13 protein-coding genes are annotated in these 13,036 nt (G+C 58.2%); 2 read left to right on the top strand and 11 right to left on the bottom strand.

Going from position 1 to position 13,036, the window contains the following annotated elements:
* Positions 1-148: 148 nt before the first annotated feature.
* The 11 genes from AEQ67_RS17585 to AEQ67_RS17535 form a co-directional block, all read right to left on the bottom strand.
* Entirely contained in the window at positions 149-2,110 is a 1,962-nt protein-coding gene (locus AEQ67_RS17585) for a DUF7844 domain-containing protein (RefSeq protein ID WP_059405107.1), read from the bottom strand.
* Entirely contained in the window at positions 2,107-2,427 is a 321-nt protein-coding gene (locus AEQ67_RS17580) for a DUF2388 domain-containing protein (protein WP_059405106.1), read from the bottom strand. The genes AEQ67_RS17585 and AEQ67_RS17580 overlap by 4 nt, the downstream gene beginning before the upstream one ends.
* A 27-nt stretch (positions 2,428-2,454) precedes the next feature.
* A complete protein-coding gene (locus AEQ67_RS17575; RefSeq protein ID WP_059405105.1) occupies positions 2,455-2,763 on the bottom strand; it encodes a DUF2388 domain-containing protein in 309 nt (102 codons plus the stop codon).
* A 107-nt stretch (positions 2,764-2,870) separates the two neighbouring features.
* The gene (locus AEQ67_RS17570; protein ID WP_059405104.1) at positions 2,871-3,188 is read right to left on the bottom strand and encodes a DUF2388 domain-containing protein; all 318 of its coding nucleotides are present in this window, start codon (positions 3,186-3,188) and stop codon (positions 2,871-2,873) included.
* Positions 3,189-3,333: 145 nt separating this feature from the next.
* Positions 3,334-3,753 (bottom strand): DUF1127 domain-containing protein, encoded by a 420-nt coding sequence (locus tag AEQ67_RS36735; RefSeq protein ID WP_442965645.1) that lies wholly within the window; start codon positions 3,751-3,753, stop codon positions 3,334-3,336.
* 48 nt (positions 3,754-3,801) lie between these two features.
* The gene (locus tag AEQ67_RS17560) at positions 3,802-4,017 is read right to left on the bottom strand and encodes a DUF1127 domain-containing protein (protein ID WP_008154465.1); all 216 of its coding nucleotides are present in this window, start codon (positions 4,015-4,017) and stop codon (positions 3,802-3,804) included.
* Between the two features lie 319 nt (positions 4,018-4,336).
* Positions 4,337-5,830: an acetyl-CoA hydrolase/transferase family protein gene (locus tag AEQ67_RS17555; RefSeq protein ID WP_059405102.1), complete on the bottom strand. Its 1,494-nt coding sequence runs from the start codon at positions 5,828-5,830 to the stop codon at positions 4,337-4,339.
* A gap of 180 nt (positions 5,831-6,010) precedes the next feature.
* Complete coding sequence (locus tag AEQ67_RS17550) at positions 6,011-7,447, bottom strand: NAD(P)(+) transhydrogenase (Re/Si-specific) subunit beta (protein ID WP_059405101.1); 1,437 nt, start codon at positions 7,445-7,447, stop codon at positions 6,011-6,013.
* Positions 7,447-7,770 (bottom strand): NAD(P) transhydrogenase subunit alpha, encoded by a 324-nt coding sequence (locus AEQ67_RS17545; protein WP_007947884.1) that lies wholly within the window; start codon positions 7,768-7,770, stop codon positions 7,447-7,449. The genes AEQ67_RS17550 and AEQ67_RS17545 overlap by 1 nt, the downstream gene beginning before the upstream one ends.
* Before the next feature lie 15 nt (positions 7,771-7,785).
* On the bottom strand, positions 7,786-8,907 hold the full coding sequence (locus AEQ67_RS17540; RefSeq protein WP_010465739.1) for a Re/Si-specific NAD(P)(+) transhydrogenase subunit alpha: 1,122 nt from the start codon (positions 8,905-8,907) through the stop codon (positions 7,786-7,788).
* 434 nt (positions 8,908-9,341) lie between these two features.
* Positions 9,342-10,241, bottom strand: a complete 900-nt coding sequence (locus AEQ67_RS17535) for a LysR family transcriptional regulator (protein WP_059405100.1) — start codon at positions 10,239-10,241, stop codon at positions 9,342-9,344.
* A gap of 157 nt (positions 10,242-10,398) precedes the next feature.
* On the opposite strand from AEQ67_RS17535, the gene AEQ67_RS17530 reads away from it, so the two are divergent.
* Together AEQ67_RS17530 and AEQ67_RS17525 are read left to right on the top strand one after the other, a co-directional pair.
* Positions 10,399-11,580, top strand: coding sequence for an acyl-CoA dehydrogenase (locus AEQ67_RS17530; RefSeq protein WP_059405099.1), 1,182 nt, complete (start codon positions 10,399-10,401; stop codon positions 11,578-11,580).
* Positions 11,581-11,593: 13 nt separating this feature from the next.
* Positions 11,594-12,814, top strand: coding sequence for a CaiB/BaiF CoA transferase family protein (locus AEQ67_RS17525; protein WP_059405098.1), 1,221 nt, complete (start codon positions 11,594-11,596; stop codon positions 12,812-12,814).
* The last annotated feature ends 222 nt before the right edge of the window (positions 12,815-13,036 follow it).

Genomic DNA, 13,036 nt, shown 5'->3' with positions numbered 1-13,036 from the left:
ATTGTGCTGATCGCCGTAGGAACCGGGATCGTGTATGAAGTGCTTGAAGGGGTGCTTTATTGATTCGCTGATTTTTGCAGGTTGACCCGGCCCATGTAGCAGCTGGCGAAGCCTGCGTCCGGCTGCTAAAGGTTTTGCGGTGTTTCAATCAGGGCAGCTCCAATCCACCCGACGCCTTGTGCAACTTCCTCAAATGCTCGCCAACCTGTTTCAGGTTGGCTTCATTGGCCGCCATCTCGGCCGCGCGACTCGGCTCGAGCAGCGCTCTCACTTCCTTGTCCAGATCCCCGGTCAACACCTGAAGCTGTTTCTGCCGCAGGTTGCTTTCCGATTCCAGGCGCTGCCATTCATTCGGCTGCGGCAATCCATATCCTCCGGTCCCGAGCAACTCCGCCGGGCGGCTGAGAAAGCCGCTATTGGCCAGGATCTGCTGCAAGGTTGCGTTGGCCTTATCCATGCCGCCGTTTTTCAGTTCGCGAGCGCCCAGATAGCGTTGTTTTACTTCGTCTTGAGCCAACACCAATTGCTGGCGGAAGGCGGCCTGCTCCAACAACAGCAACGCCGCGCTGGTGCGCAAGTCAGCCTGGTCAATCCACTTGCGGCGCTCATCAGCCTTCAATGCCAGCCAGTCTTCGACTTTTTCCTGTTTGATCGGCAAGTGCTTTTTCAGCACGTCGAACATCGCTTGATAGCGATCGCGGAAGGAGTCGAAGCGATAGCCCAGACGCAGGGCTTCGCGGGGATCGTCCAGCACGCTGGTGTCCGCCAGTCCGCGGCCCTTGAGCACCTCCAGCAAACCGTTGGGCATGATGCTGTCGAGTCCGACCAGTTGCGAATTGTTGGTGCCGCTGCGCAGCAATTTCAGGCCTTCTACAGCGCAGTTGTTGGAGAGAAAGAAATAGTTGCCGTCGTAGCTCCAGTGCATTTCGGCGGCGTGTTCCACCACGTCTTCGATCTCGTTGCGCGACAGGTTCAGCGGCACCGAGGCGAGGCTGCGCAGTTCGGTCTTGGTGTATTCGTCGATTACCTGGGCCAGCGGCAGGACAAACAGTCGCGACGGGTATTTACCCACCAAGCCGTCCCAGCTCGACAGTTGGACGTCACCGACGAAGGCGCGGTAGGACAACACCAGATGCTGGTCCAGGTCCAGCCGGCAATCCGGCCCGCGCGGCCGGCCCGGAGCACAGATCACCAGGCGCAACATGCTGTGGCCCCAGCGGCTGACCCAGTTCTGGTTGGCTTCGGCCAGCAGGTAGTCGACAGCGTAAACCCGTTCCGGATCGACCTGGCCCAAGGGTTGTCTGGCGAAATCATTGCCAGCATTAAGGAAGGCGAAGGATTTGCCGCAGGTGTCTTTGGCGGCAGGCGCCCAGCCGAAATGTTCTTTGTAATAGCGGTACAGCGCAGGTCGTCGACAGGCATAACTCGGGTCGAGGAGGAAATACTCCATGTTGACCGCGACGAATTCCTTGGGGCTGCTCGTTTCGTAAATGTCCGGGCTGCGGGCGATCTGTCGGTTGTGCTGTTCGCGTTCGCCACGGCGGCCAACGTATTGCGGCCAGCCGGCGAGGTCGAGCAGACGCGGGTCATCGCTGAGGGTAAAGCGTCGGGTGGATTGGCCGCGGCATTGATCCGGGATCCCGACCAGCCCCGAGCTGCTGTTGCGTCGGGTGCAACGCTGGATCAGCGTGCGCTCCGCGTCTGGCCACAGGCGCGAGCGGTCATAGATGTGGGTGAGTTCGTGCAACACCGTGGCGAGCATTTCCCGGCGGACAGTGCCGTGGGGGCGATAAGTCTTCTTCGTCGCGGCCGTGCCGTCGGTGAGGCTGGCGAGCAGGTTGCGGTTCAGATCAAGCTCGGACACCAGCGACGCCTGGCCGTAGGCGTTGCTTGGCATGTCATCGGTCCAGCCGACGTCGATACGCCGGTCGAGTTGCTCGATGAATCGCGGCGGCAATGCCTGCATGGCTTCATCAAGCAGCGCCTGGCTGGCCTGCTGTTGCGCGGGGCTCAGACCCTCGGTCTTGAGCTTCAATTGCAGACTAGCCTGGGCCGTGTTGCCGAGCAGCAACATGACCCCGGCCAACAGCCAGGCACCTGGCAACCTCACAGTGCGAGGATGGCTTCGGCGAGGACCTGATCACTGGCGTCACGGGCTTCCGGCACGCGGGTGCGCAACGTGTCGAAGGCTGCTTCCAGGTGTGCGCCGCGAATGTCGCCATCACTGGCAACGAAACTGGCCGCATCGTCATGGGCTTCACGGACGATCTTCGAGTCACGGATGGACGTCGTGGTATCGGAGGTGAAATCGAGGGTGCGCCGGGTGGCGTTGATGAGGATGTTACTGGTGGCTACCAGGGTTTGCGCCTGAGCCACATCGGCCAACAACAACAAGCCTAGGGTGGCAGCAATCAGTGGGTTACGCATGGAACGACTCCGCAAGAACAAGGATAACTATTGGACGAGAATTGCCTGCGCCAGTTCAAGGTCACTTGCATGAAGTTTTGGCGGGGTTCGGCGCAGATAATCCAGGGCCGACTCCAATTGTGCTCCGCGCAGCTGACCGTCACTGGCGATGAACGCTGCAGCGTCATCGTGTGCTGCGAGTAGCAGCTTACGGTCGAAGGGGGCGGAGGTCACCATACTTGTGGCATAGCCGCTGGCCACAATGCCTTGTGTAGACACGTCAAAGGCATTGGCCGAGCCCGACCAGCAGGCGGCTACCAATACCAGGGAGGTCAATGGGTTTGAAAGAAAACGCATGAGACTCGATAGCTGAAAGCGAGTCCAAAGGCTAGCGTAACGCCCGGTCTAGAGCCAGCGCGGAAACATCGGGACACGACAGGCGTGCCCCATGTCAGCGCTGCAGCTTAGATAGTCAGGATGGCCTGGGCCAGCTGGGCATCTGTCGCGTTCAGTTGCGGTGCTTGTTGGCGAATGTGGTCGAGCGCGCTTTCCAGTTTCACCCCACGAATAGCGCCTTCGCTGGCGACGAAGCTGGCGGCGTCGTCACGGGCAGCGCGTACGATCTTGTCATCGCGGAAGGACGACGTGACATCGGAAGTCGCGTCGGACGTGGCCTTGAGTGCGCCGACGACGGCATCGGTGGTTACGATAAAGCTGGTGGCGTGGGAATTGGCAGCCACGGCAAGCAGGGCTGCAGCGCTGAGCAGACGAAGACGGGACATGGTGTAACTCCTTTGAATAAACCGATTGAAAGGTGGCGCGGTGTCTGTTGGATCAGACGCCTTTAGCGCGGTGTTCGCCACGTTCTGACTTGATATTAGGCCTGAGCGCATCGGTTCGAACAATCCCGTCTGTTTATTCAGCAAGCTAGCGCCAGAACGGTTTCTCCAATTCGTTGACACGATCCGCGAGGCTAATGCCCAGGTCGGAGAGCTGATGCTCATTGAGTTGACCCAGTAAGCGCCGGGTTCTGGCCCTCTCCAGGCTGCTGGCGAGAGACCTCAATAATTGACGAAGCCAGTGGAAGCGAGGCCTCGATTGCGCTGTGGAAACGGAAACATCCAGTAAGTTACTCATGGCGCAGTCCTTTTGCTGACAGGTCGGGATTTCATGATGATCCCCACCGGCAGCACAGGACAGACACACCAGACCAATATTGTACTGGTTCAGTTTCAATAAATTAGAAACTGTACCTGTTTGCGGCTGTACCTTTTGTACGGGCCTTATTGGCTGTCCCAAAACGACAAAACCCGTCGTGGTTTCCCACGACGGGTTTTGTTTGTTCAATTCGGGTTGCTGGCGGTGGACCCTTCAGGTCAGAGCCAGCGACGCTACTTAGCGCCAGAACGGCTTGCTCAGCTCTTCGTAGCGTTGTGCTTCGCTAATCCCGGCGTCAGCCAGCAGACGCGAATCCAGACGAGCCAGTTGATGGCGGCTGGAGATGCGGCGCTGCCACAACATCAGGTTGGCGAGAACGCGAAGAGGCGTGGAAGCCTGGGTTTTTACAGCGTTGTCTTCGAAAAACAGCTCGGAACTGAGTGTACGTTCCATGGTTGACATCCTTCCGCTTATGGCGGGATTAGGTAGTGGTTTAACTGATGCCAATGATCCTCTCGTTTGGCTAGTCTCTGTAGATACAGTTCACCTGTATTGTGAGGGACCAGTTAACTGTTAATCAGGGGTGTACTGGTCTAAATTGAGGCAACTGTACCTATCCGCACTTGAATGGTGCATATTTTGCCGATTGACTCGAAAAGGTAGGCAATTCAGGTAGGAAAAGACCAGTACAGCAGTACAATTTTATTCAGGATTTGATCTGACAATAGCAAGCTGACGAAACTGTGTTTGCGTCAGCTGCTATCTGTACCAATTACACCTTGAGCATGCGCCCGGTTTCTTCCAGGTTAATGTGCCAACTCAGGGCGTCACGCAGGATATGCGGGGTGTGGCCGCCGATTGCGCAAGCAGCGGTAAAGTAGTCATCCAGTGCCTGGCGATAGTCCGGGTGCACACAGTTATTGATGATGACTCGAGCCCGTTCACGTGGCGCCAGGCCACGCAGGTCGGCCAGGCCTACCTCGGTGACGAGGATGTCGACGTCATGCTCTGTGTGGTCGACATGGCTGACCATCGGCACCACGCTGGAGATCGCGCCGCCCTTGGCGATCGACTTGGTCACGAAAACCGCCAGATGCGCGTTGCGCGCAAAGTCGCCCGAGCCGCCGATGCCGTTCATCATCCGCGTGCCGCAGACGTGTGTGGAGTTGACGTTGCCGTACAGGTCGAATTCAAGCGCCGTGTTGATGCCGATGATGCCAAGCCGCCGCACCACTTCCGGGTGGTTGGAAATTTCTTGCGGGCGCAGCACCAGTTTGTCCTTGTAGCGCTCCAGGTTGCCGAACACGTCGGTATTGCGACGGGCCGACAAGGTGATCGAACTGCCTGAAGCGAAGCTCAGCTTGCCGGCGTCGATCAGGTCGAAGGTCGAGTCCTGCAGCACTTCGGAGTACATCGTCAGGTCTTCGAACGGCGAGTCGATCAAGCCGCACATCACCGAGTTGGCAATGGTGCCGATACCGGCTTGCAGCGGGCCAAGCTTGTTGGTCATGCGCCCAGCCGCCACTTCCTGCTTGAAGAAGTCGATCAGGTGATCGGCAATGGCCTGGGTATCGACGTCCGGTGGCAGCACGGTGGACGGCGAGTCGGACTGGTTGGTGATGACGATCGCCACGATCTTTTCCGGCGGGATCGGGATGGCGGTGCTGCCAATGCGATCGTCGACCTTCACCAGCGGGATTGGCGTGCGGGTCGGCCGGTAAGTCGGGATATAGATGTCATGCAAACCTTCGAGGTTCGGGTTGTGCGCCAGGTTGATCTCGACGATCACCTGTTTGGCGAAAATCGCGAAGCTGGCCGAGTTACCCACCGAAGTGGTCGGCACGATGTGGCCTTGCTCGGTGATCGCTACGGCTTCAATCACCGCGATGTCCGGCAGTTTGAGCTGCTGGTTGCGCAGCGATTCCACGGTTTCCGACAGGTGCTGGTCGATGAACATCACTTCGCCGGCGTTAATCGCCTTACGCAAGGTGCTGTCGACCTGGAACGGCATGCGCCGCGACAGTACGCCGGCTTCGGTGAGCTGTTTATCAAGGTCGTTGCCCAGGCTTGCGCCGGTCATCAGGGTGATTTTCAGCGGGGTGATTTTGGCGCGTTCGGCCAATGCGTGAGGCACGGCTTTGGCTTCGCCGGCACGAGTGAAACCACTCATGCCGACGGTCATGCCGTCCTCAATCAGAGCGGCAGCATCAGCGGCGCTCATCACCTTATCCAACAACGAAGGCAAGCGAATACGATCACGGTACATGGATTGTTATCTCGGGCAACGGAAGCAAGGTATGCAGTCTAGTGATTTCAAAAAAATTCCTCCCGCTACCATGGTCGAATGCAGACCCCTGATTTAGAGCCTTTTGTCGGGTTTTGGCAGGCAATAAAAAACCCCAGCCTACTAAAGGCTGAGGTTTTGGGTATTGCGTTGGAGCAGGTTTTACTCGACGGCTTTGACCATGTCTTCGATGACTTTCTTGGCGTCGCCGAAAACCATCATGGTTTTGTCGAGGTAGAACAGTTCGTTATCCAGACCGGCATAGCCGCTGGCCATCGAGCGCTTGTTGACGATGATGGTCTTGGCTTTGAACGCTTCCAGAATCGGCATTCCGGCAATCGGCGATTTCGGGTCGTTCTTCGCCGCCGGGTTGACCACGTCGTTGGCGCCCAACACCAGCACCACGTCCGCCTGACCGAACTCGGAATTGATGTCTTCCATCTCGAACACCTGGTCGTAAGGCACTTCGGCCTCGGCCAGCAACACGTTCATGTGGCCAGGCATCCGACCGGCAACCGGGTGGATCGCGTACTTCACGGTCACGCCGCGGTGGGTCAGCTTCTCGGTCAGCTCTTTCAGCGCGTGCTGTGCCCGTGCAACCGCCAGGCCGTAGCCCGGAACGATGATCACGGTGTCCGCGTTGGTCAGCAGGAAGGTCGCGTCGTCAGCCGAACCGGATTTCACCGGGCGAGCTTCTTTCGAGCCAGCAGGGCCTGCCGCATCCGCGGTATTGCCGAAACCACCGAGCAGTACGTTGAAGAATGAACGGTTCATCGCCTTGCACATGATGTACGAGAGGATCGCACCGGACGAACCCACCAGGGAGCCTGCGATGATCAGCATCGAGTTGTTCAGCGAGAAGCCGATACCTGCTGCTGCCCAACCGGAGTAGCTGTTGAGCATCGACACCACGACCGGCATGTCCGCGCCGCCAATCGGGATGATGATCAGCACGCCCAGCACGAAGGCCAGGGCCAGCATCAACGCGAAGGCGCTGAGGTTGCCGGTCAGCATGAAGGTTACGCCGAGCGCCAGTGTTGCCAGGCCCAGCAGCAGGTTCAGCTTGTGCTGGCCGCCGAACTGTACCGGAGCGCCCTGGAACAGGCGGAACTTGTACTTGCCCGACAGCTTGCCGAAGGCGATCACCGAACCGGAGAAGGTGATCGCACCGATGGCCGCGCCGAGGAACAGCTCCAGACGGTTGCCCGCCGGAATCGAATCGCCCAGCTGTTTAACGATGCCCAGCGATTGCGGCTCAACGACAGCAGCAATAGCAATGAACACCGCGGCCATACCGATCATGCTGTGCATGAAAGCGACCAGCTCGGGCATCTTGGTCATTTCAACGCGCTTGGCCATGATCGAACCAGCGGTGCCGCCGACCAGCAGGCCGACGATGACGTAACCGATCCCGGCAGTCGCGAGCTCAGCACCCAGCTTATAGATGAGGCCCACGGTGGTGAGGATCGCCAGCGCCATGCCGAGCATGCCGTACACGTTGCCGCGTCGCGACGTGGTCGGGTGCGACAGGCCTTTGAGGGCCTGGATAAAGCAGATCGACGCGATCAAGTAGAGCGTCGTGACAAGGTTCATGCTCATTACTTAGGCGCCTCTTCTTTTACGACTTTCGGGGCTTTTTTCTTGAACATCTCAAGCATCCTGCGGGTGACCAGGAAGCCACCGAATACGTTCACCGCCGCCAGAGCCACCGCCAGGGTGCCCATGGTCTTGCCCAGTGGCGTCACGGTCAAAGCCGCCGCCAGCATGGCGCCGACGATCACGATCGCCGAGATGGCATTCGTCACCGCCATCAATGGCGTGTGCAGTGCAGGTGTAACGTTCCAGACCACGTGATAACCGACATAAATCGCCAGCACGAAGATGATCAGGTTGTAGATACCGGGGGAGATAAGCTCTTCCATCGTCTGAATCCCTGCTTAGGCGTTTTTGCGGATGACTTGGCCGTCGCGGCACATCAGGCACGCGGCGACGATGTCGTCTTCGAGGTTGATCTCGAACTGGCCTTCTTTGTTGAAGACCAGCTTCAGGAAGTCCAGCAGGTTGCGCGCGTACAGGGCCGAAGCATCTGCCGCGACTGCGCCGGCCAGGTTGGTCGGACCGCAAATGGTCACGCCATTCTCGACCACAACCTGATCGGCCACGGTCAGCGGGCAGTTACCGCCCTGGGCTGCTGCGAGGTCGATGACCACCGAGCCCGGTTTCATCTGCGCCACGGTTTCCGCGCTCAACAGCGTCGGTGCCTTGCGGCCCGGAATCAGTGCGGTGGTGATGACAATGTCAGCCTGCTTGGCGCGTTCGTGTACGGCCAGGGCCTGACGTTGCATCCAGCTGGCGGGCATCGGTCGCGCGTAACCACCGACACCAACGGCGCATTCGCGCTCTTCATCGGTTTCGTAAGGCACGTCGACGAACTTGGCACCGAGGGATTCGATCTGTTCTTTTACCGCAGGACGCACGTCAGACGCTTCGATCACGGCACCCAGGCGTTTCGCTGTCGCGATCGCCTGCAAACCAGCCACGCCGGCGCCGAGAATCAGCACGCGCGCCGCTTTTACGGTGCCCGCAGCGGTCATCAGCATCGGCATGAAGCGTGGATAGTGGTGAGCGGCCAGCAACACGGCTTTATAGCCGGCGATGTTCGCCTGGGAGGACAGCACATCCAGGCTCTGCGCGCGGGAGGTGCGTGGCGCGGCTTCCAGCGCAAACGCGGTAATGCCGCACTCGGCCAGCTTGGCGATGGTTTCATTGCTGAACGGATTGAGCATTCCCACCACAACGGTGCCGCTCTTTATCAGCGTCAGCTCGCTGTCGCTGGGGGCGACCACCTTGAGAATCAGCTCGGCACCAAACGCATCGTTGGCACTGCCAATCGTTGCGCCTGCCGCTTCATAAGCACTGTCGACAACACTGGCATTAATGCCGGCGCCGCTTTGCACAGTGACCTTATGACCCTGGCCGATCAGCTTCTTGATGGTTTCCGGGGTTGCAGCAACCCGTGTTTCACCCGTCTGGGTTTCGAGAGGAACACCAATGTGCACGTCAAATCTCCTGCGTGATCTTATTGAGTAAACCCATGCACTACGGATGGTGCGGCTGGGGCGGCCGATCAGCACGATCCCGCTAAATCAGGGCGGGGCGCGGCATTTTGCAGGCGAACTTTGTGCCCTTCAAGGGTTTATGACGGGTGACGGAAAATTAACTACAAGTCACCCCGTGACCGAATGTCGCACTATTCGGTTCAATCCCTTACAGGCTGTGGCCTGCAAGGTTTTTCGCTAAATTTCAAGAATTTGCACATCGGCGCGGTGAATGAAGCGTTATCGCTCCACAATAGCGGCTCAAGGCCACGTCCTCAGGCGCTTGTGGGACGTTTGTGCTGTTTGTCGGTACAGTCTGCAAAAATGCGACAAATACTTATATCTGTAGGGCTTTTGTTTTTTTGACTACGAGGTCAGTTAATGATTGAAAGCCTTTATCCTTCTAGGTTGTAGCTTTGTGCCTGATTCACCAGCCAATCGCGAAAAGCCCGTAAAGAGGCCGATTCGACCTTTCGCTCAGGAATCATCAGGTAATAAGCCTTAATGCTGGAGAGTGCCTGGGCGTTAGCAATCACCAAGCGCTTCTCGGCCAGTTCGCGCTGAATCAGGAACGGCGGAATCAACGCGATGCCCATGTCGTGCATGGCCGCTTGGGCAAGCATGGAGAATAGCTCGTAGCGCGGTCCTGTCATGTCTCGCGGGATATTAAGGTGTTGAGAGTTGAACCACTGGCGCCATGCATAGGGGCGTGTGGTCTGTTGTAGCAGGGGCAATTCGGCGATTTCACCTGGCGTGAGGTTTGTTCTTTTCCCCAGTAGGTTGGGGCTACACACCGGCATCGGATTTTCACCCATCAGCCTGTGGGATTCGGTCCCTGACCAATCCGCGTCGCCGAAGTAAATGGCTGCATCGAAGTCGGTGTCGGCAAACAGGAAGGGCCGTGTACGGTTGGTGAGGTTGACCGTCACCTCCGGGTGTTTTTGCTGGAAGTCCTTGAGCCGTGGCAGCAACCATTGAGTGCCGAACGTCGGAACCACTGCCAGTTCGATCACGTTGGTGCCTTGCTGGCCCATCACTGACAAGGTGTCGCGTTCAACCGCATCGAGTTGGGTGGCCACGCGTCGACTGTAGGAAAGCCCGGCTTCCGTCAACTTGACCCCTCGGCGCGAGCGTCGGAACAGTTCCACGCCGAGGAACTCCTCAAGGCTGGCGATCTGTCGGCAAATGGCTCCTTGAGTCAGCGAAAGTTCTTGGGCGGCCTTGGTGAAGCTCTCGTGGCGTGCGGCCGCTTCAAAGCTGATCAGGGCGGTTGTGCTGGGTATTTTCCTGCGCATGTACGTCAACCTCACTAATGCATCGCATAAAAGCTATTTTGCGATGTTTCGGAGTGAGAAATTAGCACAACAGTATGCAAAATCCTCGTTTGCCGGAACGCCGAACCCGGCCTAGGATCAGTCCACGTTATTTGACCCGATTCGAGAGGACATACTCATGGGCGGTAAAGCTAGCTTCAACTGGATCGATCCCCTGCTGCTGGATCAACAGCTCACCGAAGAAGAACGCATGATCCGTGACACTGCTGCGCAGTTTGCTCAGCAGAAGCTCGCGCCGCGTGTTCTCGAAGCTTTCCGCCATGAAAAGACCGACCCGGCGATCTTCCGTGAGATGGGTGAAGTCGGCCTGTTGGGCGCGACTATCCCCGAGCAGTACGGTGGCAGCGGTCTGAACTACGTCAGCTACGGCCTGATCGCCCGTGAAGTCGAGCGTGTCGACTCGGGCTATCGCTCGATGATGAGCGTGCAGTCCTCGCTGGTGATGGTGCCGATCAATGAATTCGGTACTGAAGCCCAGAAGCAGAAGTACCTGCCGAAATTGGCCTCGGGCGAGTGGATTGGTTGCTTTGGCCTGACCGAGCCTGACCACGGTTCCGATCCGGGTGCGATGATTACTCGTGCACGTAAAGTGGAAGGCGGCTACAGCCTGACCGGCAGCAAGATGTGGATCACCAACAGCCCGATCGCCGATGTATTCGTGGTCTGGGGCAAGGACGATGCGGGCGACATCCGTGGCTTCGTTCTGGAGAAGGGCTGGAAAGGCCTGAGCGCTCCGGCGATTCACGGCAAGGTCGGCTTGCGTGCGTCCATCACTGGCGAGATCGTCATGGACAACGTGTTTGTCCCTGAAGAAAACATTTTCCCGGATGTACGCGGTCTGAAAGGTCCGTTCACCTGCCTCAACTCCGCACGCTATGGCATCTCCTGGGGTGCGTTGGGTGCTGCCGAGTTCTGCTGGCATACCGCTCGCCAGTACACGCTGGATCGCAAGCAGTTCGGCCGCCCGTTGGCAGCCACCCAGCTGATCCAGAAGAAACTGGCCGACATGCAGACCGAGATCACCATGGCGCTGCAAGGCTGCCTGCGTCTGGGTCGTATGAAAGATGAGGGTACTGCGGCGGTCGAGATCACTTCGATGATGAAGCGCAACTCCTGCGGCAAATCCCTGGACATCGCTCGCATGGCGCGCGACATGCTGGGTGGCAACGGTATCTCCGATGAGTTCGGCGTCGCTCGTCATCTGGTCAACCTGGAAGTGGTGAATACCTATGAAGGTACACATGACGTCCACGCGCTGATCCTCGGTCGCGCGCAGACTGGCCTCCAGGCGTTCTATTAATAGGAGAACGTCCATGGGCGCGCTATCGCATCTACGGGTACTGGATTTATCGCGGGTACTGGCCGGGCCTTGGGCCGGGCAGATCCTTGCCGACCTTGGCGCCGAAGTGATCAAGGTCGAGCGCCCGGGCAATGGCGATGACACGCGCGCCTGGGGGCCTCCCTTTCTTAAAGACGCCTATGGTGAGAACACCAGCGAAGCGGCCTATTACTTGTCGGCCAATCGCAACAAGCAATCGGTGACCATCGACTTCACCCGGCCTGAAGGCCAGAAGCTGGTACGGGAGCTGGCGGCGAAGTCGGACATCCTGATCGAGAACTTCAAGGTGGGTGGTCTGGCGGCCTATGGGCTGGACTATGAATCGCTCAAGGCGATCAATCCGGATCTGATCTATTGCTCGATCACCGGGTTTGGTCAGACCGGTCCTTACGCCAAGCGTGCGGGTTATGATTTCATGATCCAGGGGCTGGGCGGTCTGATGAGCCTGACGGGGCGACCCGAAGGTGATGAGGGTGCCGGGCCGGTGAAAGTCGGTGTGGCGCTGACGGATATCTTGACCGGGCTTTACTCGACGGTGGCGATCCTGGCAGCACTGGCTCATCGGGACCACGACGGTGGCGGTCAGCATATTGATATGGCGCTGCTGGATGTTCAGGTGGCTTGTCTGGCCAATCAGGCGATGAACTATCTGACCACAGGCATTGCTCCCAAGCGCCTGGGTAACGCTCATCCGAACATCGTGCCTTATCAGGACTTTCCTACGGCGGATGGCGACTTCATCCTTACCGTGGGTAATGACGGGCAGTTCCGCAAGTTTGCTGAAGTGGCTGGTCAACCGCAGTGGGCGGATGATGCGCGCTTTGCGACCAACAAGTTGCGGGTGGCGAATCGGGCAGTGTTGATTCCGCTTATTCGCCAGGCGACGGTGTTCAAGACGACTGCTGAGTGGGTGCTGCAGCTAGAGCAGGCTGGAGTGCCGTGTGGGCCTATCAATGATCTGGCTCAGATGTTTGCGGATCCTCAGGTTAAGGCGCGCGGGCTGGCGATTGAGTTGCCCCATGTGCTGGCAGGGATGGTGCCCCAGGTGGCCAGTCCGATTCGTCTGTCCGAGACGCCTGTGGAGTACCGCAATGCGCCTCCATTGTTAGGCGAGCATACGCTGGAGGTTCTGCAGCGGGTGTTGGGTCTGGATGCTGGCGCGGTGGCTGCTTTCAAAGAGGCCGGGGTGCTCTGAGTGTTCCTTCTATATAGCAGGGGTGGCTTGCTCTCCTATATAGAAGAGAAACGGGCTGTTTTCTGGCTATCTGCAAGTTATTGATAGAAAGCCGGAATTAATGGTTGACGGCAAATCCTGAGTGTCTATAATTCGCCCCACTTCCGGCGCAGTCGAAACGGAAAACTCCTTGGTAAACAAAGAGTTACGCAGTTTTCGGCAGCAGGTTGCTTCAGTTCATCG

The sequence above is a fragment of the Pseudomonas sp. RIT-PI-q genome (genome assembly GCF_001297125.1).
GTDB lineage: Bacteria > Pseudomonadota > Gammaproteobacteria > Pseudomonadales > Pseudomonadaceae > Aquipseudomonas.
Note: the sequence above shows the minus strand (reverse complement) of the source record. Positions and strands in the feature narration are given on the sequence as shown.

Coding starts and splice junctions, on each gene's coding strand:
- AEQ67_RS17580 (WP_059405106.1), bottom strand. CDS start 2,427: ATGCGTAACCCACTGATTGCTGCCACCCTAGGCTTGTTGTTGTTGGCC.
- AEQ67_RS17575 (WP_059405105.1), bottom strand. CDS start 2,763: ATGCGTTTTCTTTCAAACCCATTGACCTCCCTGGTATTGGTAGCCGCC.
- AEQ67_RS17570 (WP_059405104.1), bottom strand. CDS start 3,188: ATGTCCCGTCTTCGTCTGCTCAGCGCTGCAGCCCTGCTTGCCGTGGCT.
- AEQ67_RS17560 (WP_008154465.1), bottom strand. CDS start 4,017: ATGGAACGTACACTCAGTTCCGAGCTGTTTTTCGAAGACAACGCTGTA.
- AEQ67_RS17555 (WP_059405102.1), bottom strand. CDS start 5,830: ATGTACCGTGATCGTATTCGCTTGCCTTCGTTGTTGGATAAGGTGATG.
- AEQ67_RS17550 (WP_059405101.1), bottom strand. CDS start 7,447: ATGAGCATGAACCTTGTCACGACGCTCTACTTGATCGCGTCGATCTGC.
- AEQ67_RS17545 (WP_007947884.1), bottom strand. CDS start 7,770: ATGGAAGAGCTTATCTCCCCCGGTATCTACAACCTGATCATCTTCGTG.
- AEQ67_RS17535 (WP_059405100.1), bottom strand. CDS start 10,241: ATGCGCAGGAAAATACCCAGCACAACCGCCCTGATCAGCTTTGAAGCG.
- AEQ67_RS17530 (WP_059405099.1), top strand. CDS start 10,399: ATGGGCGGTAAAGCTAGCTTCAACTGGATCGATCCCCTGCTGCTGGAT.
- AEQ67_RS17525 (WP_059405098.1), top strand. CDS start 11,594: ATGGGCGCGCTATCGCATCTACGGGTACTGGATTTATCGCGGGTACTG.